We start from the raw sequence: 19,308 nt of genomic DNA on the forward strand, positions 1-19,308 counted from the left end.
GTCAGGAGCCGTCGCCAGGCACCGTCGGCCCTGGCCGCGCGGCGGGCCCGCACGACGCGTGCCGCGAGCGCCGGGGCGCCGCCCGCACCCAGACACCCACGAACCACATCGAAGGATCACGACATGGGGAACTCGCAGCCGCGCCTCGCATTTGCGGGCGTCACGGTAGATTTCGGCGCCACTCGAGCGCTCGACGACATTCGATTCGAGGTACAGCCGGGAGAGATCATCGGCCTGCTCGGGCACAACGGCGCCGGGAAGAGCACGCTGCTCAACGTCGCGACCGGGGTCATCGGCGCGACCGAGGGCAGCTTCTCCGTCGACGGCGCCGAGGTGGAGCGCAAGCTCTCCCCTCGCGATGCGGCGAGAATGGGCATCACCGTCATCCACCAGGAGCCGGCACTCGCGCCGAACATGAGCGTGCTCGACAACCTCTTCCTCGCCCGAGAGCAGCCCCGCTCCGCCGAACGGACCGCGCTCGCCGAGCAGGCGCTCGAAACGGTCGGCGCGGATCTGCCCTTCGACATGCCCGTCGAGGCCCTCGGCCTCGGAGAGCGGCAGCTCGTCGACCTGGCGCGCGGACTGCTCGCTGGCGAGATGAAGGTGCTGATGCTCGACGAGCCGACCGCCGCGCTCGGGAAGGCCGAGACAGAGGCGCTGCACGCGCTGATCCGCGACTTCGCCTCCCGCGGGGTCTCCGTGCTCTACGTCTCCCACCGGCTTCCCGACATCCTCGAGGTCTGCACGCGCATCGTGGTGCTGCGCGGCGGTCGCGTCGTCGTCGACGGCGCAGCCGGCGAGTTCACGCCCGCGAGACTCGCCGAGGCGCTGGTGCCGGATCTCCGCTCCCTCGACTTCACCCACGTCGAGGCCGGAGCCGAGGTGCTGCGCTACGACGCGCCCGGCGGCGCGATCGACGCGCGGGAGGGCGAGGTGGTCGGGTTGTTCGGCATGGCGGGCGGCGAGCAGTTCGACATCGCCGCGCGACTCGCAGGTGCAGCCGGCTCGCCGCACGAGTACACCCTGTGCGGCGCGCGCGTCAGGTTCTCCTCGCCGGCACGCGCGATCCGCCGCGGCGTGTTCTTCGTTCCGCAGGACCGCGACACCGAGGGGCTCATCGCCTCCGAATCGGGTCGCGACAACGTGATGCTCCCCTGGTACGGAACCGGCCCCTCTCGCGGTTGGTGGGTGTCGGCGAAGACCGGGGCGGAGGTGTACGAGCGGGCGCGCAGCGCTCTCGACGTGCGCGGGCCCTCCGGGGACGCCGAGGTGGGTCAGTTCTCCGGGGGCAATCGCCAGAAGCACCTCCTGGCCCGCTGGCTCTACCCGCAGAAGCCCGTACTCCTCGTGCTCGCCCAGCCCACCCAGGGGGTCGACGTCGGCGCGAAGCTCGACATCGTCGAGGGCGTCCGCGCCGCGGCGCACAGCGGCGCCGCAGTCATCGTGGCGTCGAGCGAGTCCGACGAGATCGCCAGCATGTGCGACCGGGCCTACATCGTGCTCGGGGATCGGATGGTCGAGATCCCGCGCACTCAGAACTTCAACGAGGAGCTTCTGGCCTCGCTCCTCTCACTGGCCGAGCCGGCCGCCGATTCGATCCCGCAGACCACCTGAAGGAACCGCTATGAATACCGAACGCCTCAAGATCTTCGCAGCAAAGAACGGCATCTTCCTCGCGCTGATCGTGCTCATCGCCGTCTTCTCGATTCTCCGCCCCAACTTCTTCTCGCTCGGCAACGCCCAGAACATCCTGATGCAGGCCAGCGAGCTCGGCCTGATCGCGATCCCGGTCGCATTCCTCATCATGTCGGGCACGATCGACCTCTCGGTCGGCGCCATCGCGTCCGCGGCCGCCATCACCGGGGGCCTCACCATGAGCACGACGGGGTCGACCGCGCTCGGCTTCGCGGCGGCGCTGCTCACCGGCGTCGTCGCCGGTGCGCTCAACGGCTTCCTGGTGTCCTATCTCGGGCTCAACTCGTTCGTCGTGACGCTCGGCGCCCTGAGCGTGTGGGGAGGGTTCGCGCTGCTGCTCTCCGGGGGCAGGACGATTCCGCGCGCCGAGCTGCCCGACGCGTTCCGCGCGCTGGGCACGCTCAAGCTGGGGCCGGTCCCGATCCAGATCGTGGTGCTCGCCGTGGTCGTCGTGATCGGCTGGTACGTGCTCAATCGCACGAAGTTCGGTCGCGAGGTGCGCGCGATCGGCGGCAACGAACGCGCCGCGCGCCTCATGGGTATCGACGTGAGGCGCTCGCGCTTCCTCCTCTTCGTGGCGTCGGGCGTCTTCGCGGCCCTCGCCGGGCTCTTCCTCTCGGCGAAGGTGCAGTCGGCCAACCCGACGATCGGCTCGGGGCTCGAGCTCGAGGCGCTCACGGTGGTGCTGCTCGGCGGCGTGGCGTTCGAGGGCGGGGTGGGCCGGATCAGCGGCGTCGTCGCCGGCCTGCTCTTCTTCCGCGTGCTCCGCGCGGGCCTCGTCTTCCTGCAGGCCTCTCCGTTCCTGCAGACCATCCTCGTCGGCGCGACGCTCATCGTCGCGGTGGCGCTCGACAGCTCGATCCAGAAGATGATCCGCAGCTCCTGGGCGAAGCTGGGACGCAAGGCGACCGAGCAGCCCCAGCGCACGGACCCACCGCAGCGCACCGAGCAGCCGCAGCGCATCGAGTAGCCGCGGGCCCGGGCGCGGGGGTGCGCCGCGGGCCCGGGCGTCAGCGCCCGGCCCGCGGCCGCAGGGGGTGCGTCAGATGCGGTGCAGGAACCAATCTCCGAGCCGCGCACCGGCGACCGACATGTAGTCGTAGCTGCAGTGCAGCGAACCGGCCGCATCGTAGATGTCCACCGTCACATCGTCCGAGGTGAGCGCTTCGACGAAGCGGTGGGCCCCCTTGATGTCCATGATGATGTCGGCGGTGCCGTGCATCACGTAGACCGGGATCTTGATCTTGTCGGCGATGCCGTCGAGCGTGAACTCCGCGAGCTTCGCTCGGGCCTCGGCATCGTCCTTCGAGCCGCTCAGCCACTGCAGTTGCTGCTGCAGCGGCGGATAGAACTCGTAGAAGTCGGTCAGGATGCTCCACGTGCCGCACCACGCGGCGACCGCCTTGACCCGCGGCTCGAATGCGGCCGCCCTGGGCGCGTAGTATCCCCCGAAGCTGACGCCCGCGAGGCCGATGCGGTCGGAGTCGACGTCGCTGCGCTCCTCCAGGAAATCGAGGATCGCGGCCACGGGCACCTCGTAGTCGGGACGGCTGTACATCTCCTTGAAGCGAAGCGAGCTGCCCCGGCCAGGTGTGTCGACCATGACGACATTCATGTTGCGAGCGGGGAACTCGGTGCCACCGAGGAAGTACAGTTCTTCGGCCCAGGAATCGGCGCCGCCGAGGAAGAGCACGGTCGGCCGGGCCTCTCCCGAGTCGTCCGGGCGCACGATGTACCCGTCCATCTCCTTGCCTTCGAACGGGACGGCGATCTGCTCGATCAGACCGCCGCTGAGCTCAGCCGCCTTCCGGAAGTTGTTCCGTCCTTCGTTGTACGCCTCGGTGCGGCGCGGATCGGACGAGTCGAGGAAGAACTCCGAGTGGCGCCAGTAGCTCATGGCGCGGAAGAACGCGCGTCGAGCCGTCGTGATCTCGCCCCTCTCCAACGCCGCCCGGGCGGCCTCGGAGATCTCCCGGCCGGTGCGGCTCCACTCGCGCTGCCAGACCTCTCCGTCGGTCGTCTCCCGACCGATGCGCGCAGCGGTCCGGGCGCACTCGAAGAGGTCGGCTCCGCCGACGGCGACCTGCGAGAGCAATCGCATGGTCTGCAGCGACCAGTCCTCATCCTGCGGGAATAGTTCGATGAGCGACAGGGCATCGCCGTTGTTCACCGTAGTCATATCTGTCTCCTTCTGGGTGGTGGTTGTCGTGTCGGGTTCGTTCAGACGGTCGATGCCAGCTGCGATTCGGCCGCGTCCTCCCACGGGACGCGATTCTGGATCGCTACCTTGTACTTCGCGAGCTGCCTCGGGGCGCCGACGCAGACGGCTCCGATCAGCACGCCGTCGCGCCCATAGGTCACGACCAGCTTGTCGTCGGAGATGAGCTCGACTCGGGTGTCGGTCGCCCCCGCCGCCCGGCCGACGAATCGCATCTTCGTGTCGTGCTGATCGGTCCAGAAATACGGCACGGAAGCGAATGGGGACCGGTCGCCGAGCAACGTCGCCGCCGCGTGACGCCCTTGATCCACTGCGTTCGACCAGTGCTCGACGCGCATCTCCTGACCGAATATCGGATTGTGCCAGCGGGCGATGTCGCCCGCCGCGACCACCCCCGGCGCACTGGTCGCCAGATCCGGGGTGCAGAGCACGCCCCCGGAGAGCGCGACGCCGCTGCCGGCCAACCAGTCGATCGAGGGGATGGAGCCGATCCCTGCGACGACGATATCGCCGGTGATCGCCGAGCCGTCGCTCAGGCCCAGCACGGTCCCGCCACGATTCGTCCCGATGGAGTCGATCGCGCACTCGTGCACGAACTGGACCCCGTTGCGCTCATGCAGGCGCCGGTACCAGTCTCCCGTGTCGCTGCCGAACGCGCGCACCAGCGGGATCGGGGAGTTCTCCACGAGCGTGACGTCCAGGCCGAGTCGGCGCGCAACGCCGGCGACCTCCAGCCCGATGAATCCGCCGCCGATGACGACGAGGTGCTTGCCGGGCTGGAGCGCCGGACGGAGCGCGAGCGCGTGATCGAGGTCTCGGAGCACGTGGACCGTCGGGCCGTCGGGGACGGCGGGCAATCGTCTCGCGGTCGACCCGGTCGCGAGGATCAGGCCGTCATACGCGAGCTCGCTGCCGTCCGCCAGTGCAATCGTCCGCGCCGCGGGATCGAGGCCCCGGGCCGCGGCGCCGAGGCGCAACTCGACACCGCGCTCGTGGTACCAGGACTCGGGTCGCAGCAGGAGCTGCTCGGACTCCATCGTGCCGAGCAGCAGTTCCTTGGAGATGGGCGGCCGATCGTACGGGAGCCGGGCTTCGGCTGATACGAGCGTCAGCTCCCCGTCGTAGTCGCGCTCGCGGAGCGCCTCGGCGGCGTGCACCCCGGCGAGCGACGCACCGACCACGACGATTCGGCGCATCAGACGTCCTCGATGAAGATCGCGTGCGCCGGGCATCCGCGTTTAGCCGCCTCCGCCTGTGCGCGCAGCGACTCATCGTGCTCGTCGCTGCCGATCACGACGGCCTTGTTGGTGTCGTCATCGATGTCGAAGAGGGCGGGCCCCTCGATGAGACAGTTCGCATAGCCTTGGCAGGCTCCCAGATCGACGGTGATCTTGAAGGTCATTCCGATTCTCCTTTCGTGTGGGCCGGCGTGATGCTCGGTCCTCGGCGTGAGGTGCTCAGTGCCCCGCGTGTTCGAGGTGCTCGATGCGCGGTGTCACCTCGGCAGCGCGCGCCGCCTGCGGCGTGTTCCGACTGCGCAGGGTGCGCACGACCCCGCTGGTGATGACTGCGGAGATGCCCGGGATATCCCCGACCGCAAGGGCGCCCAGCGCATCCTCGCGGGTCGATCCCCAGGGCGCGTCGAGGACCACCAGGTCCGCAGCCCGTCCGGGCTCGACGAATCCGGCCGGCAGGTTCCAGACACGAGCATTGCTGCCACTCGCGGCCGCCCACACTCGCGCCGGGTCCACCTCGGAGAGCGAGGACAGCTCGGCGACGGTCTTCAGCACTCCGAGGGGCATCACTCCGGTTCCGGTCGGCGTATCAGAGCCGATCACCACGCGGTCGAAGATTTCGCGTTCGGCGGCCCGGTTGATGATGCGCACGGCCGATCGCAGGTTCCCCGCCTGCACGAGCTGCAAAGCCATATCCGTCTCGTCCATGATGAGGTCGACGCCGGCCTCGTCCAGCGCCGTCGGGCCTCCGTTGACGTGTCCGCAGACATGCGGCGCGAGCGTGCGGAGATGCTCCGGCGTGATCGGCTTGCTGCCCGGAATGCTCGCACCTCCCGAGTGGCTCATCACGGTGATGCCGTGCTGCTTGGCCCAGCGCACTTGATCGACGCCGTCGGCCGGATCGGCGTAGCGACCGAATCCGAACTTCGCGAGCCGCACACCGGCCTCCTGCAGATCGGCGAAGTCACGTTCTTGGAGCGTCGGCTCGAGGACCACAGCCCCCGCGTGCACGGTCATCCCGCCCGGGCGGAAGTTGTCGAAGCACTCCTTCGCAGCTATGGCCAGAGCCTTCACCCCGATCGCGCTGCTGGGCCGCCCGGGAGCATGGATCTCTCCCGGCGAAACCACGCTCGTAATGCCACCGTGAACGTAGCTGGCGAGGAAGTCGACCGTCTTCTGGCGAGGAGTGTAGTCGCCGAGCACCACGTGGCAGTGCGAATCGATGAGACCCGGGGCGACCGTGGTTCCCACGGCATCGACGGTCTGCTCCGAGGCCGCGATCTCGGAGCGCAGATCCGCCTCGCGCCCCACGGCAGAGATCATCCCGTCCCGCACGATCACCGTGTCGGCTCCCTGAACGACGGGCGCGCGCCAGTCGCCGGAGAGGATCGCACCGGCCCCGACAATCGCGAGCGAACCGCTGCTCACAGCCCCTTCTCCTGCACCTCTGCCACCGACATACCGCCCACTCGAGCATTGATGCGGCCGCGGTTGGTGACGGCCGCGATCACGACAATCTCATCGGCTTGCGGGGCGTCGGGCACGCGCACCTCCATGCCGTCGTAGTGCGAGCGCACCCAGACGTCGTCCTTATAAGCGGTCGGGACGTCGATGAGCGTGCCGGCGCCGGCGCGCTTCGTCATCGATGTGATCCAGGCCTCACCGCCGCCGATCGCGGCGCGGAACGCGTTGCCGAAGACCGATGTGAGCGCCGCGTTGATGTGCTCCTGCTCGCCGGAGCTGCCGACGAGACCGGCCTTCCCATAGCTCGCGACCGGTGCCCCGAGCAGGCGCAGCGCCTCCGCTCCCAAGAGCGTGCCGACCTCGCCCGAGGCATCGATAAGGGCCGACAGATCCTCGACGTATCCCCGCCCCGCGTAGGGATTGCGGATCACAGCGCAGACGGCGACCTTCCGCAATGGGCCGCCGCTGTCGGTGGTTCCCGCCGAAGTCCTGACCTCCTCGATCTGGGAGAAGGTCTTGCGGATCTCGATCGTGTGTTCTGCCATGGTGCCTTCCTTAGTTCTTCACTGATGCATGAGTCGTCGGGCGGCGCCCGCTCCGGGGGCGCCGCCGAGTTCGGGCGGCGGGCTACAGGCGCCTTCCGCCGTCGCTCCGGATCACGACGCCCGTGATGACACGGGCATCGACCGGATCCGCGAGAAAGCGGTATGCGCCGCTGTGGTCCGCGGGCATTGCCGTGACGCCGAGGAGCGTCTGCGCCGCGATCCGCTCATCGCGCCCGTCGACCTGATCCGCGGTCGCCGTCTGCCCGATCGACTGCAGGCCGCCGAAGCGAGTGCCCCCGGTGCCGCCCGGGGCCACGCCGTTGACACGGATCTCAGGGGCGAGTTCGGCCGAGAGATGGTCCACGATCCCGCGGAGCGCCCACTTGGAACTGCCGTAGAGCGCTCCTCCCCCGATCGCATTGAACGCCGACTCGGAGAGCGTGAGCGTAATGGAGCCGCGCGCAGCGCGGAGAGCCGGAGCGGCGAGGTTGACCGCGAGCAGCGTCGAGCGCACGTTCACGCGCCAGCTCTCCTCGGCGGCGACCATCAGCGCTTCGGCGCTGAGCTCGCTCACGCGCGCGTATCCGTCGAACACCCCGACCCCGCAGGTCAGATGGTGCAGCCGCCCTTCCGTGTCCACCGCCTCCGAAATCGCCCGGCGGAGGGCCTCGGGATCGGTCGCGTCACCCACGATCGCGTGGATGCCGCCTCCGGAGGTCGCACGCACGGCGTCTGCCCCCGCCCGGGAGCGATTGAGCACGGTGACGACCGCACCCTCGCGGTGATAGCGCTCGGCCGCGGCCCGCGCGATACCCGACCCGCCGCCCGTCACGAGGACGTGCATCCCTGAGAGCGAGCCGCTCATGCGCCCGGCGTCCGGCTCAGCAGGTCGGTGATGAACTCGGGCTCCTGGTAGCTCAGGGCGTCGAGAGCGACGGCGTCGTAGCGCACGCACGTGCCCCGCCGCGGGGACCAGAGCTCGAGCCGCACGCCGTTGCGCGTCTCTACCTTGCGGACGACGACATCCGCGAACTCGTTGGCGATGACGATGGGGCCTTCATTGCCCCCGTCGCGCGGGAACTCCAGGGCTTCGCCCTCGTCCGGGTTCTCGGCCCTGGGCTGTGCTGATGATTCAGACATGTTCTCCCTCCCTCAGATGAAGATGGACAGGTTGTGGGCGTTGATGACCGCCTGGTCGATCGCCGCCCAGCGGCGCGCGATCTGAAAGCTCTCGCCTACCCGGCGGACCAGGTCCTTGCGGGCCACCGAAACGAAGTTGGGGTCGATGCTGTCGCCGCGGCTCCGGTAAATGAGACAGGAGGAACTGACTGCGAACTCGCCGTCCACCTCTGTCGGGTCGACCAGCACGCCCGTGATGAAGTGCCTCGTGCGCGAAGGGGGCTGCTCCGCCCAGGAGAAGTCCGTCTCCAGACGCCGCACGCGCACTTCGAGCGTGTCCTTGGTGTCTTGGAAGATCCGACCGTTGGGAGACAGCTCCCATTCGGCGAGGTCTTCCCGGACGACCCGCAGCGGCACGTCGTAGGTGATGTCGTCCGCGAGGAACTCCAGCCAGTCGCGGAAGCGGCGCTCGTCGAGTGCGTGGACCTCCCGCTCCATGAACTCGCGGATGTCGAGCTGCACATGCCGGTCGACGGGGCTCAGCGCTGTTGCGTTCATGGTTCAGGCCTCTCCGAGCAGGTAGTCCGCCCAACGCGTCCAGAGGTTGCGGAAGTTGGAGTCGTTGACATAGGGCTTCACCACGTGGCCGGGACCCGGGAAATCGTGATCCCGCTCGGCTTCGAGGCCCATCATGTAGGGAAAGCGGAGATCCTTCGCCGCCGACGACTTCGCCATGCGCGTGACGCGCGCCCAGTTCTCGAGGTCGTCCTGCTCGAAGGTGCCCGCCTGAGCGAATGCCAGCGTGTAGGCCTGGTACGCGGCCTCCTTGTATTCGTCGGAGGCGTCCTTGGGGACCAGGCACCACGAGTACATCTCAGTCCTTCCCGGTCCGATCGGGTGGTACAGGGGGTCTGATGTCGGTTTGGTTGACTCTTGTCCGCCAGTTCTGAACGTGCTGGCTGGGAGGATAGAACCATGGCGAAATACTCGGAGGAGTTCAAAAAAGACGCGGTCGCGTTAGTGCGGCAGGGTGCGACACAACGAGAAGTCGGACGAGATCTTGGAGTCTCAAAGTCGGCGCTGTCGAAATGGGTGGCTGATGCTGAACGGCGTGATGCTGGCCTACCCGTGACGAAAGACGTGACCGCGGCGGAGGATGCGCAGATTCGTGAGTTGATACGCCGCAATAGGCTCCTCGAGCAGGAGAACGAAGTGCTTAGGCGGGCAGCAGCGTATTTGTCGCAGATTCATATCACGCCCCCAAAATAGTGTTCCCGCTCGTCCAAGAACTGGCCGCGAAGGACGCCCCGATCCGGGTGCCTGTCGTGGTGGCGTGTCGGGTACTCGGGTTTTCGAAACAGGCGTACTACCAGTGGGTAAAGCAGCCAGTTTCGAAACGCGAAGCTGATGATCGGCATCTCATCGGGGTGCTGCGTACGCTTCATGCTGAAGATCCCGAGTTTGGGTACCGGTTCCTCGCTGACGAGATGCAGGGCCTCGGCTATGCCGTCACTGAACGGCGTGTGTGGCGGCTGTGCAAACAGGCAGGCATTCGATCAGTGATCACGAAGCGGAAGGGCCGTGCCAGTCGTGCTGGTGCTCCGGTGGGTGACGATCTCGTCGAGCGCCAGTTCACCGCCCAGGGCCCGAACCGGTTGTGGTTGACCGACATTACAGAGCAATGGACGAACGAGGGTCGCCTGTACATGTGCGCGGTGAAAGACGTCTGGTCTAACAAAGTCGTCGGCTACTCAATCGGGCCACGCATGCAGGCATCGCTTGCGGTGGGGGCGCTTGAGAACGCGGTCATGCAGCGCGGTCGTCCGGTCGGGACGGTGGTGCACTCAGACAGAGGCGGTCAATTTCGTTCCCAGAGCTTCCAATCGGCGTTACGTCGGCACCAGTTGCAGGGCTCGATGGGGCGCGTGGGTGCTGCTGGGGATAACGCGGCGATGGAAAGTTTCTTCTCGCTTTTGCAGAAGAATGTTCTAGATCGGAAGGTGTGGGAGACCCGGGAAGAGCTTCGTTTGGCGATTGTTTCTTGGGTTGAGGGGAAGTATCACCGGAAGCGTCGCCAGCGCAGGCTAGGGAGACTTACCCCAGTGGAGTTTGAAGTTGTTAATGTAGGCAGCGTCGCACTCGCGGCGTGAAGAGAAACCCGAGTCAACATAACCGACATCAGACCCAGGCGCATCGTGACGAACCGCACGCCTTCGCCACCCGGGGTGAGGCTGAAGGGCTGCATCAGGAACGAGAGGTTCGGGAACACGGTGCCGACCGCGGTCCGAGTGTTGCTGAAGACCTCGATCTGCTCGGGCGAGAAGCTCCGCCTCATCTCTTCCGTGAGCTCCTCCGGGAAGCCGGCGAAGGGGGTGAACCCCGGCGTGTGGCCGAGCCCGATTCCGTGTCCCTTTCCGGGGATGCTCGCGGCCCAGCCCTGGCTGTGCGTGGATCCCGACGAGGGGAAATAGCCCAGGTTGAAGCCGAACTGATGCGCAACGGGCGTGTGGTACCCGTCACCCGCGAAGTTCTCCGCTGCGATCTTCCAGTCCGTCTCGGTGATCCAATGATCGGGCGGTCCGTGCACCTCGCTGCCCGCCACGCCCTGCTTCAGATAGAGGTCGAGGTAGAACTGGAACCCGCCCAGGTACTCGTCGAGTGACGGGGCATCGGGATCGAAGGTACCGAAGACCAGGCCCGCATAGCTGTCGACGCGAGCCGGGACCAGGCTCCAGTCCTTCCGTTTCAGTCGGCCTTCGTACCCCTCGGCCATGTACGGAACGCCGATCAACTGGCCGGAGTTCTTGTACACCCATCCATGGTACGAGCAGCGGAAGTGTGAGGCGTTCCCCATCTCCGACTTGCACATCATGTTCCCCCGGTGGCGGCACATGTTGAGATTCGCGTGGATCTCACCGTGCTCGTCGCGGGCGACGATCAGGTTGTTGTTGCCGATGTAGCGGGTGACGTAGTCACCGGGTTTCGGGATCTCCGTCTCGTGCGCCAGGAAGCTCCACGCCTTGCCGAAGAGGTGCTCCTGCTCGAGATCGAAGATCTCTTGATCGTTGAACACGTGAGCCGGGAATCGCCCCTCCGCGAGATCACTGCGAATCTCGCGGAGGCGCGCCACCACGTCCTCCGAGGCGACCTTCGACCGCTTGGGGCGGGTGGGTCGCAGCTCGGTGGTCCATGGGGTCGGGCTCTCGGGTATGGACTCCGTTGTCATGATTGCCTGCCGACTTCCTCTATGTGGTGATGGTGATGCGAACGGCTACTTGTCGCGCGCGCCCAGACGCGCTTCGATCTCGGCGCTGATCTGCTTGTACCGCTCGACGTGCTGAGTGGTGGTGTCCCAGTGCACCTGCGGCACGAGGTCCTCGGTGTAGGGCACGCGGCTCTGACCCACGTGGATGTACCCTGCCTGGTTGACACGGATCTTCTCGAGCGGAATGTTGTACTTGGCGAACTCGAAGAAGTCCTGGCCGACGATGAACGGCTCGTGCGCCCAGCGCAGCCGCTCCGTCAACCAGCGCGCGTCCTCGGTGCGGCCCTGCTGCAGCGCGTCGCGCAGGTGCAGCACGGGATCCGGGCCCATGGCCGTGGTCGACGACCAAGCCATGCCGACGAGCTCCTCGCCGTACATCTCCCACGCGGGGAACCAGTCGGTCTCGATGGGCATGAGCGGAAACTTCGTGCCGGTGTGGGCCATGTCGTTGTGGTAGCGGAACCCCACCGAGGCGCCGCCCGCGTACTTCACCGCGACGACCTGGGGCAGTTGCACCAGCGTGCGATACACCGAGCGGGGGATGATGCCGCCGAACGCCGCGGTGTTGTCGTACACCACGATCGCCATCTCGGGAACCGCCTCGGCGACATCGCGGTAGAACTTCTCCATGACCGGGGCCACCATCTCCCCCCACATCGGTCGGCCCAGCAGGGTTCCGGTGGCGCCGAGCTCGGACAGGAAGCGCATGCGCGATACCGTCTCGCGGGTGCTCAGCGTCGTCGCACCGACGAAGATCGGGAAGTCGGGATCGATCGAGTGGGCCGTCTGCACGGCGCACTCGGCGAAGGCCTTCCACTCGTCGAGCGTCAGCGTGGCCATCTCGCCGAGGGTGCCGTTGAGCGCGATCGCGTCGACGCCGTCGCGCATCAGCTGCGTGATCATGCGCTCGGTCTCGGCGAGATCGACCGTGTTCTGCGCTTCGACCTGATCGGAGCCGGGCAGGGCGGGGGTGGGCGGGTAGGACATGACACCGCGCATGTCGCGGCCGGTGACCTTGGGAAGCTTGCTCATAGTGTGTGGTTCTCCTTGTCGATGTTCGACGGCTGCGGGTGCGGCGCCGAATGGGGGGTGGTCTATCGGCCTTCGAAGCCGGGAGTCGCAGCGGCGACGGCGGTACCGGTCAGCCACTCGGGAACCGGCTCGTAGGCGAGCACCTCGAACGGCGCTCCGATCGCGCCGGCCGCCGCGATCCACGTGCGCACCTCGTGCGCGCCGTTGCCGGCGGCGTCGATCTCGGCCGGCGAGTAGCTCTTGAGCTGTTCGGGATCGCCGCTTTCGATGCGGGCGATGAAATCGCGGTCGAACTCCTCGTTGACCGTGCCCGACTCGGGCAAGCCGACCCAGTGGGACAGGCCACCGGTGCCGATGACGACGACGCGCTCGACCTCGTCCTGCGCCTCGACCGCGCGGCGGATCATCTCGCCGAACTCATAGCTGCGCTTGGCCGTGGGCCACGGCGGGTTGACGCCGTTGACGATGATCGGCACGAGCGGATACTTCGAGTCGGGGTCGAAGTGCTTGAACGGCACGCAGAAGTTCTCGTCGAACGCCATGCCGCCCTCGACGAGGGCCGGATCGAACTCGTTGGCGATCGCGAACTCGTAGACGTGGCGGCCCAACGCGCCGTTGCCCGGGTACTGGTGCTGCTCCACGTTCAGAAACTCGGCCATCTCCGGGGTGACCGGCCCGAGGTGCGAGTCGGCAGTCGAGATCGCGAAGGCCGGCAGATTGCCGAAATTGAAGTTGGTGAAGTGCTCGACCGAGATGCCGATGATGGCGTCGGGCCGGAGCGCGTCGATGCGGCGCCGCGCCTCGGCGAACGCACCCTCGATGGCTTCGCGCTTCGCCTGCTCCGCCCGCTCGGGCCAGCCGGTCACGCCGGGGGAATGCGATCCGGTGAATGCGCCTACGATCTTGCCCATCAGTTCTCCTCCTCACGGATCTGCGCGTAATATGCCGCGCGATCGACTTTCAGCTGGATGGCGCAGAAGTAGATCAGATAGGGGTTCGCCCCGATCTCGTGGAGCTTCTTGAAGTCGAGCTCGAGCATCGCGTACCGGGCTTCCCCCTCCACCCCGTACTCGTCGAGAATCGGGTACGGATTCGTGCGAAACCGTGCTGCGAGAGCGGGATCCTTGCGGATGTCCCACAGCAGTTGGTGCAGGCTGTACATCTGGACCTCCTCCTTCCTCAGTTCAGGCGCTGCGCGGCGCCAGTGCATCGCCGCCGGCCCGGCCGGAGTGCGAACTGCGCGAGCTCGAGACGTGCGGATCGAACCGTCCTGGACCGCGAGACTTTCGAGCAGTGCAGTCAGCATAGGTACAAATGTCGACAAAAGGCAATGCCGTTGCGGGAGAAGTGGAGCAGTTCCTGAAAAACAGTCATTCGATGCCGAAGAAGACGTCAGGTGCCGGAGGAATCCCCACCCAGGAAAGGTGCGGAACACCCCGCCGCGTCGACTGCCGACAGCTCGGTTTCCCCCGCGAATACGCACATCACGCTCGTTCTACGACGATGCTCCGCTCCGACGCGCATGGCCCGCAGCAGTGCCCCGCAGTGGCCCGCTGCGCACGCAGAGGATCCCCGCGTCACGCCACCATGAACCCGCCCGCCCGCCCCGAATGTCGCGTGCAGCGAACGCGAGATCCCCACAATTGTCGACAAAGTGGTGCACCCCGCGCGCCGACTCGACGTGCACTCGGTATGCTCGGTGCACCAGAGGATTCGTCCAGTCAGGAGGCACGTCGCCATGTCGCTCGCCGAGCCCGCAGGAACCCGCGGATCCACCTCGGATCTTCGCGACGCACTCAGGCGCGCCATCGCGTGCGGGGAGTACGCGCCCGGCGCAAAGCTGGTGGAGCGCGAGCTCACCCTCCGGTACGGTGCAGGCCGCACCGCGGTGCGCGACGCGCTGCGTCACCTCGCGGCCGAACGCATCACTGTACTCACCGAGAACCGCGGCGCTCGCGTCCGCGAGCTCAGCTATGCGGAGGCGGCCGACATCTACCAGGTACGCAGCGTGCTCGAGGGGCTCGCCGGCGAACTCTTCGCCGTGCGCGGGACACCTGACGAGAAGAAGGCATTCGCCGAATCCTTCGTCGCAGTGCGCGAGGCGATCACGAACTCCGAGATCACGGAGGCACTCCTCGCCAGCGACATCTACTACGCGCACCTGCTGCGGGGAGCTCGGAATACCGAACTGAACGAGATCGTCGAGCGGCTGCACGTCCGCATCAATCAGATCAGGCGCGTATCGCTATCGATGCGAGAACGCGCTCAGCCCACCATCGAGGCCCTGCAGCACATCGTCGACGCCGTGCTCGTCGGCGATCCCGCGGAGGCGAGGGCGGCCTGCATCGAACACATCCGGGCCTCCGCTGCAGCGACACTTCCCGTACTCGCAGCGCGCGAGCACGGCCTCTGACCGCTCACGACTCCCCGTCCTGATACAGGGACGATTCATGCGGCGGCTTTGCGAGGAGACGCAGGGCTGATCTCGCGCCGCGCGCAAGCGGCGTCAACGCTCGGCCGGCGTGCCAGGCGCAGGACACCGGGGTGGGGAACGGTACCGGATCGAGTGGGCGCGCGACCACTCCGAGGCCTTCATAGGAGTGCTCGGAGGCCGGGCGCTGAATGACGATCGAGTAGCCGATGCCTCGCGCGACGAGCGACCGCACGACCTCGTAGTCCTGGAAACGGAACGCCGGCTTCGGAAGGAAGCCCTGTCCCGCGAAGTAGCTGCGGACGTTCTCCGGGCTCGGCGAGGCGTCGAGCAGCACGAGCGTCTCGTCGCGCAGGTCCGCAGCCCGCACGCGAGGACGTGATGCGAGCCGATGACCGTGCGGCAATATCACGTGCATGCGATCCATGTACAGTTCTTCCGTCTCGATCCCCGACGCATAGCTCAGCCCGTAGCCGACCGCCAGCTCGATCTCGCCGGTGCGCAACAGCTCGACGAGCCGATCCGCGTGCCCCGTGTGCAACTGCAGCGTGACATCGGGGTGCCGCTTCCGGAAGAAGTCGAACAGCGCGGGCACGACGGTCGGGCCGAGCGATGTGAAACAGCCGATCCCCAATCGCCCCGCAAGATCCCGCCCCTGCAGAGAGGTCGCGATCCGTTCCGCCCGATCGATGACGTCACCGCTCATTTCGAGCAATTGCGCACCGAACGGCGTGAGCACGACGCCCTTCGCCTTCTGGCGGGTGAGCAGCTGACAGCCGAGAGCGGTCTCGAGGTCCGAGACCGCCGCCGCCAACGCGGAGCGGGAGACCCGCTCCTTCTCCGCCGCGGCGCTGATGCTCCCCTGCAGCGCTACCGCACGGAAGTACTCGATCTGCCGAAGCGTGAAGTTCAGCAACCGGGGTCCTCCGATCCGCACTGCCGACCACCTCGAGCCGAGGATCAGTGCGCGATCCGCGCATCTCCAGAACCTCGATGTTCTCTGCACCCGGTGGACTGGGGCGCACTGGGCGCTATCATGCCACAGGAACGCACGAATGTCGACATTCATCGAGTACCAGGCCTGCCGAGCGGCGCATCGGGAGCATCAGCGAAGACGTGAGCAGAACGGCGCATGAAAGGCCGCTTGAGCGGTGATTTCCTCGGCTGCATCAGCACGCGCGCCCGGATCCGGAATGATCGCTTTCGCGTCATCACACGCCGAATTTTCCTTCCGCATAGGGAAATATCTCCTCAATGTCGACATTTTGGATTATGGTCGGTGCAAGGACCTCGGCCCCCAATCAATTCCGGCCGCTGAGTCACCCTCCGATGTCCTTGCGCACGACCCGTGCCCGTTCGCAGTACTCCCCCGTCGCCGCAGATCCCGGAGCGCCCCGCGAACCGGACGGCGTCGTACTCAGTGCCGGTACACAGTTCGAAGGAGAACGCCATGTCCGCTCGACGCCGTCTCACCGCCCTCGCGCTCATCGCATCCGGCGCGCTCGCACTGACCGGGTGCGCAGGCTCATCCCCCGACGGCGACAGCGGAGGGGAGATCAAGCTCACCTACGCGTTCTTCGCCCCTGCCGCATCCTTCCCCGCCGTGCAGATGCAGGAGTGGGCCGACCAGCTGAATGCGAAGACCGACGGTCAGGTCGAGGTCGAGCTCTTCGTCGGAGGCACCCTGCTCGGTGCCGGCGACATCTACGAGGGCGTGAGCCAGGGCGTGGTCGATGTGGGCCTCGACTCGCCCGCGTACGACACCAGCCGCTTCCCGCTCTCGTCCGTCATCAACGTCCCCCTCGGGCTCACCGATCCGGCGGTCTCCTCCCGCGTGTTCCTCGACCTGCTCACCGAGTTCGCACCGGAGGAGTACCAGGACTACGAGGTCATCACCGCGTTCACCACTGAAGCCTCCTACCTGCAGACGCTGACTCCCGTCACCCGTCGCGCAGACCTGCAGGGAACCACGTTCCGAGGCACCGCGGCGACCATTCCGGTGCTGGAGGAGCTCGGGACCAGTCCCGTGGGGCTCCCGATGAACGAGGTCAGCGAACAGCTCAACACGAGCGTCATCGACGGCTACGCCTCTTCCCGCGAGGTACTGAAGGACTTCGGCCTCGCGGAGTCGGTGACCCACATCACCGACTACCCGATCGGGATCAGCAACAGCTTCGTCGCGGTCATGGACAAGGCGAAGTTCGACGCGCTGCCCGAGGACGTGCAGGACGCCATCGTCGATCTCCGAGAGGAGATGTCGCAGTTCGCCGCCGAGGAGCACGCTGCGGGCATCGAGGCATCCCTGGCGTACGCCGAGGAGCAGGGGGTCGAGACGGTAGACGTAGACGCATCCGACGTCGCGGCATGGGACAGCATCCTCGAGGACCGTGCGACCGCGTGGGTCGAAGCGAATGCCGATGCACCATTCGACGCCCAGGCGGTACTCGACCGAGCCCGCGAGCTTGCCGCCGAGAACGGTTGATCCTTCTGATGAACACCGTCACTCGCGTGATTCGCGGGGCGACGCTGGCGGCGTTGGCGCTCTCGGGCTCCATCCTCACCCTGCTCGTCCTCCTCCTCGTCTCCAACGTCGTGCTGCGCTTCTTCGGCATTCAGATCCTCGGACTCTACGAGATCCTGACCGCTCTCACCGTCGTGATGCTCGGTATGAGCCTCGGCGATTCCCAGCGGGAGAAGCAGCACGTCGCGATCGATCTCCTCACGTCGAAGTTTTCGCAGCGCGTGCAAGATGCACTCGCCGTCATAATGACTCTGCTCTCGATCGTCGTGGTCGCGGTCGTTGCGGTGGCCCTCGCACGATATGCACGATTCCAGATCACGGCGGCGGCTGCCTCCGAGATCCTGAGAGTCCCCACCTGGCCCGCGCTGAGCGCCCTCATCCTCGGGTTCGCGCTGCTCGCGATCGTGCTCCTCATCGACGGCACCCGCCGAGCCACCTCGCTGCTCACCGGGGTCAGGACGAAGGAGATCTGGTGAACCCCGAGACCATCGCCCTCATCGGAATCCTTCTGCTGTTCCTCCTGATCGCTCTCCGAATGCCGATCGCGTTCGCGATGGCGGGAATCGGGCTCCTGGGCATGTTCATGCTCACCGGCGCAGAGGCGTCGATGCAGCTCATCGCCGGCGACGTCTTCCGGCAGTTCGGCACGCTCAGCATGGCGGTCGTCCCGCTCTTCATCTTCATGGGGCAGATCGTCTACCACACGGGGATGAGCTCCAAGCTGTTCGACGCGTCCTACAAGTGGTTCGGCGCTCTCCCGGGCGGGCTCGCCGCGACCACGCTCGTGTCGAGCGCGATGTTCTCTGCAGTATCGGGTTCGAACTCCGCAGGAACGGCGACGATCGGCGCCATCGCGATGCCCGAGATGAAGAAGTACCGCTACGACCGGCGCTTCGCGAGCGGCACCGTCGCCATCGGAGGCACCCTCGGCATCCTGATCCCGCCGTCGACCGCGCTCATCATCGTCGCGGTGCAGGCGGAGCAGTCGATCGCGACGCTGTTCCGTGCCTCGCTCTTCCCGGCCTTCGTCGTCACCGCCCTACTCGTCGCCACGGCATTTCTGCGGGCGGGCTTGACGCCCTCGCTCGCGCCACGCGGGCCGAAGTACGGCTGGGGCGAGCGCTTCCGCTCTCTGAACGGGACCGTCGAGATCGTGATCCTCTTCGGTGTCTCCGTCATCGGCATGCTCGTCGGTTGGTTCACACCGACCGAGGCCGCGGGTGTGGGCGCCTTCGGCGCAGTCGCCATCGGACTCATCACCCGGCAGCTCACGTGGGAGAAGTTTCGGATCGCAACCGTCGAGACACTGCGCATCACCGCGTTCGTGGTCATGCTCATCGTGTCAGCGGTGATCTTCGGACGATTCCTGACGCTGACGAGGCTGCCCTTCGAACTCGCCGGCTGGGCGGCCGACCTCCCCGTGGCGCCCGTCGTGGTGCTCCTGCTCGTGCTCGGAATCTATCTCGTCGGCGGCGCGCTCATGGACGGGCTCGGATTCCTCGTACTCAGCATTCCGCTGTTCTACCCGCTGCTCGAGACTCTGGGCTACAACCTGATCTGGGCGACCATCGTCGTCGTCCTCGTGACCACCTTCGGGGCGGTGACCCCACCCGTCGGCGTGAACGCGTTCATCGTCGCGGGCATCGACCGGGAGCTGAGCATCCTCGACGTGTTCCGGGGATGCCTCTCCTACTATCTGCCATACGCGCTCGCCATCGCCGCGTTCATCATCTGGCCATCGCTCATCTTGTTCGCGGTCTAGCGCCGAACTCGGAGAGGAATC

The 19,308-nt window shown here is 66.7% G+C and carries 21 protein-coding genes; 7 read left to right on the forward strand and 14 right to left on the reverse strand.

Going from position 1 to position 19,308, the window contains the following annotated elements; translation table 11 throughout:
* Positions 1-123: 123 nt before the first annotated feature.
* Positions 124-1,614 (forward strand): ATP-binding cassette domain-containing protein, encoded by a 1,491-nt coding sequence (locus EVS81_RS03830; RefSeq protein WP_130109213.1) that lies wholly within the window; start codon positions 124-126, stop codon positions 1,612-1,614.
* 10 nt (positions 1,615-1,624) lie between these two features.
* The gene (locus tag EVS81_RS03835) at positions 1,625-2,665 is read left to right on the forward strand and encodes an ABC transporter permease (protein ID WP_130109214.1); all 1,041 of its coding nucleotides are present in this window, start codon (positions 1,625-1,627) and stop codon (positions 2,663-2,665) included.
* A gap of 72 nt (positions 2,666-2,737) precedes the next feature.
* Here the strand turns inward: EVS81_RS03835 and EVS81_RS03840 are convergent, their stop codons facing one another.
* The 9 genes from EVS81_RS03840 to EVS81_RS03880 form a co-directional block, all read right to left on the reverse strand.
* Positions 2,738-3,874 (reverse strand): alpha/beta hydrolase family protein, encoded by a 1,137-nt coding sequence (locus EVS81_RS03840; protein ID WP_130109215.1) that lies wholly within the window; start codon positions 3,872-3,874, stop codon positions 2,738-2,740.
* Positions 3,875-3,915: 41 nt separating this feature from the next.
* Entirely contained in the window at positions 3,916-5,109 is a 1,194-nt protein-coding gene (locus EVS81_RS03845; RefSeq protein ID WP_165384174.1) for an NAD(P)/FAD-dependent oxidoreductase, read from the reverse strand.
* Positions 5,109-5,315 carry a ferredoxin gene (locus EVS81_RS03850; protein WP_130109217.1) on the reverse strand — a complete coding sequence of 69 codons (207 nt, stop codon included), beginning with the start codon at positions 5,313-5,315 and terminating at the stop codon, positions 5,109-5,111. The genes EVS81_RS03845 and EVS81_RS03850 overlap by 1 nt, the downstream gene beginning before the upstream one ends.
* Before the next feature lie 55 nt (positions 5,316-5,370).
* A complete protein-coding gene (locus EVS81_RS03855; protein ID WP_130109218.1) occupies positions 5,371-6,576 on the reverse strand; it encodes an amidohydrolase family protein in 1,206 nt (401 codons plus the stop codon).
* Positions 6,573-7,157 (reverse strand): amino acid synthesis family protein, encoded by a 585-nt coding sequence (locus tag EVS81_RS03860; RefSeq protein ID WP_130109219.1) that lies wholly within the window; start codon positions 7,155-7,157, stop codon positions 6,573-6,575. Before EVS81_RS03860 ends, EVS81_RS03855 begins: the two co-directional genes overlap by 4 nt.
* 82 nt (positions 7,158-7,239) lie before the next feature.
* Positions 7,240-8,022, reverse strand: a complete 783-nt coding sequence (locus EVS81_RS03865) for an SDR family NAD(P)-dependent oxidoreductase (RefSeq protein WP_130109220.1) — start codon at positions 8,020-8,022, stop codon at positions 7,240-7,242.
* Complete coding sequence (locus EVS81_RS03870; RefSeq protein ID WP_205879383.1) at positions 8,019-8,297, reverse strand: hypothetical protein; 279 nt, start codon at positions 8,295-8,297, stop codon at positions 8,019-8,021. Before EVS81_RS03870 ends, EVS81_RS03865 begins: the two co-directional genes overlap by 4 nt.
* 12 nt (positions 8,298-8,309) lie before the next feature.
* Complete coding sequence (locus EVS81_RS03875) at positions 8,310-8,834, reverse strand: aromatic-ring-hydroxylating dioxygenase subunit beta (protein ID WP_130109221.1); 525 nt, start codon at positions 8,832-8,834, stop codon at positions 8,310-8,312.
* A 3-nt stretch (positions 8,835-8,837) separates the two neighbouring features.
* Entirely contained in the window at positions 8,838-9,149 is a 312-nt protein-coding gene (locus EVS81_RS03880; protein ID WP_130109222.1) for an SRPBCC family protein, read from the reverse strand.
* A 102-nt stretch (positions 9,150-9,251) separates the two neighbouring features.
* On the opposite strand from EVS81_RS03880, the gene EVS81_RS03885 reads away from it, so the two are divergent.
* Positions 9,252-10,426, forward strand: a protein-coding gene (locus EVS81_RS03885; protein ID WP_130109015.1) for an IS3 family transposase whose coding sequence is annotated in 2 segments (ribosomal slippage) — positions 9,252-9,531 and positions 9,531-10,426 — 1,176 coding nt in all. Because the reading frame shifts where the segments join, the coding sequence is not laid out codon by codon here.
* On the opposite strand, the gene EVS81_RS03890 is transcribed toward EVS81_RS03885, so the two are convergent.
* The 4 genes from EVS81_RS03890 to EVS81_RS15750 all read right to left on the reverse strand — a co-directional run bounded on the left by EVS81_RS03890 (position 10,336) and on the right by EVS81_RS15750 (position 13,735).
* Positions 10,336-11,502 carry an aromatic ring-hydroxylating oxygenase subunit alpha gene (locus tag EVS81_RS03890; protein ID WP_130109223.1) on the reverse strand — a complete coding sequence of 389 codons (1,167 nt, stop codon included), beginning with the start codon at positions 11,500-11,502 and terminating at the stop codon, positions 10,336-10,338. The genes EVS81_RS03885 and EVS81_RS03890 overlap by 91 nt on opposite strands.
* Positions 11,503-11,547: 45 nt before the next feature.
* Entirely contained in the window at positions 11,548-12,573 is a 1,026-nt protein-coding gene (locus EVS81_RS03895) for a dihydrodipicolinate synthase family protein (RefSeq protein WP_130109224.1), read from the reverse strand.
* A gap of 62 nt (positions 12,574-12,635) precedes the next feature.
* Complete coding sequence (locus EVS81_RS03900) at positions 12,636-13,484, reverse strand: DODA-type extradiol aromatic ring-opening family dioxygenase (RefSeq protein WP_130109225.1); 849 nt, start codon at positions 13,482-13,484, stop codon at positions 12,636-12,638.
* Complete coding sequence (locus EVS81_RS15750; RefSeq protein ID WP_165384175.1) at positions 13,484-13,735, reverse strand: hypothetical protein; 252 nt, start codon at positions 13,733-13,735, stop codon at positions 13,484-13,486. Before EVS81_RS15750 ends, EVS81_RS03900 begins: the two co-directional genes overlap by 1 nt.
* A gap of 576 nt (positions 13,736-14,311) precedes the next feature.
* Between EVS81_RS15750 and EVS81_RS03910 the strand changes: the two genes are divergently transcribed.
* Positions 14,312-14,986 (forward strand): GntR family transcriptional regulator, encoded by a 675-nt coding sequence (locus EVS81_RS03910; protein ID WP_130109227.1) that lies wholly within the window; start codon positions 14,312-14,314, stop codon positions 14,984-14,986.
* A gap of 4 nt (positions 14,987-14,990) precedes the next feature.
* Here EVS81_RS03910 and EVS81_RS03915 read toward each other — a convergent pair whose 3' ends face one another.
* Positions 14,991-15,920, reverse strand: coding sequence for a LysR family transcriptional regulator (locus tag EVS81_RS03915; protein WP_165384176.1), 930 nt, complete (start codon positions 15,918-15,920; stop codon positions 14,991-14,993).
* Positions 15,921-16,454: 534 nt separating this feature from the next.
* Between EVS81_RS03915 and dctP the strand changes: the two genes are divergently transcribed.
* From dctP to EVS81_RS03930, 3 genes are read left to right on the forward strand one after another with little or no spacing between them, the layout of a single operon-like run.
* Entirely contained in the window at positions 16,455-17,486 is a 1,032-nt protein-coding gene (dctP, locus tag EVS81_RS03920) for a TRAP transporter substrate-binding protein DctP (protein WP_130109229.1), read from the forward strand.
* An 8-nt stretch (positions 17,487-17,494) separates the two neighbouring features.
* Positions 17,495-18,001, forward strand: coding sequence for a TRAP transporter small permease (locus EVS81_RS03925; RefSeq protein WP_165384177.1), 507 nt, complete (start codon positions 17,495-17,497; stop codon positions 17,999-18,001).
* The gene (locus tag EVS81_RS03930; protein WP_130109231.1) at positions 17,998-19,287 is read left to right on the forward strand and encodes a TRAP transporter large permease; all 1,290 of its coding nucleotides are present in this window, start codon (positions 17,998-18,000) and stop codon (positions 19,285-19,287) included. Before EVS81_RS03925 ends, EVS81_RS03930 begins: the two co-directional genes overlap by 4 nt.
* Positions 19,288-19,308: the final 21 nt, after the last annotated feature.

This window comes from Leucobacter triazinivorans (assembly GCF_004208635.1).
In the GTDB taxonomy this organism is placed as follows: domain Bacteria; phylum Actinomycetota; class Actinomycetes; order Actinomycetales; family Microbacteriaceae; genus Leucobacter; species Leucobacter triazinivorans.

Bases quoted from the DNA above. Each gene is read 5' to 3' on its own strand.
- EVS81_RS03830 (WP_130109213.1), top strand. From the start codon at position 124: ATGGGGAACTCGCAGCCGCGCCTCGCATTTGCGGGCGTCACGGTAGAT.
- EVS81_RS03835 (WP_130109214.1), top strand. From the start codon at position 1,625: ATGAATACCGAACGCCTCAAGATCTTCGCAGCAAAGAACGGCATCTTC.
- EVS81_RS03840 (WP_130109215.1), bottom strand. From the start codon at position 3,874: ATGACTACGGTGAACAACGGCGATGCCCTGTCGCTCATCGAACTATTC.
- EVS81_RS03845 (WP_165384174.1), bottom strand. From the start codon at position 5,109: ATGCGCCGAATCGTCGTGGTCGGTGCGTCGCTCGCCGGGGTGCACGCC.
- EVS81_RS03850 (WP_130109217.1), bottom strand. From the start codon at position 5,315: ATGACCTTCAAGATCACCGTCGATCTGGGAGCCTGCCAAGGCTATGCG.
- EVS81_RS03860 (WP_130109219.1), bottom strand. From the start codon at position 7,157: ATGGCAGAACACACGATCGAGATCCGCAAGACCTTCTCCCAGATCGAG.
- EVS81_RS03865 (WP_130109220.1), bottom strand. From the start codon at position 8,022: ATGAGCGGCTCGCTCTCAGGGATGCACGTCCTCGTGACGGGCGGCGGG.
- EVS81_RS03870 (WP_205879383.1), bottom strand. From the start codon at position 8,297: ATGTCTGAATCATCAGCACAGCCCAGGGCCGAGAACCCGGACGAGGGC.
- EVS81_RS03875 (WP_130109221.1), bottom strand. From the start codon at position 8,834: ATGAACGCAACAGCGCTGAGCCCCGTCGACCGGCATGTGCAGCTCGAC.
- EVS81_RS03880 (WP_130109222.1), bottom strand. From the start codon at position 9,149: ATGTACTCGTGGTGCCTGGTCCCCAAGGACGCCTCCGACGAATACAAG.
- EVS81_RS03890 (WP_130109223.1), bottom strand. From the start codon at position 11,502: ATGACAACGGAGTCCATACCCGAGAGCCCGACCCCATGGACCACCGAG.
- EVS81_RS03895 (WP_130109224.1), bottom strand. From the start codon at position 12,573: ATGAGCAAGCTTCCCAAGGTCACCGGCCGCGACATGCGCGGTGTCATG.
- EVS81_RS03900 (WP_130109225.1), bottom strand. From the start codon at position 13,484: ATGGGCAAGATCGTAGGCGCATTCACCGGATCGCATTCCCCCGGCGTG.
- EVS81_RS15750 (WP_165384175.1), bottom strand. From the start codon at position 13,735: ATGTACAGCCTGCACCAACTGCTGTGGGACATCCGCAAGGATCCCGCT.
- EVS81_RS03910 (WP_130109227.1), top strand. From the start codon at position 14,312: ATGTCGCTCGCCGAGCCCGCAGGAACCCGCGGATCCACCTCGGATCTT.
- dctP (WP_130109229.1), top strand. From the start codon at position 16,455: ATGTCCGCTCGACGCCGTCTCACCGCCCTCGCGCTCATCGCATCCGGC.
- EVS81_RS03925 (WP_165384177.1), top strand. From the start codon at position 17,495: ATGAACACCGTCACTCGCGTGATTCGCGGGGCGACGCTGGCGGCGTTG.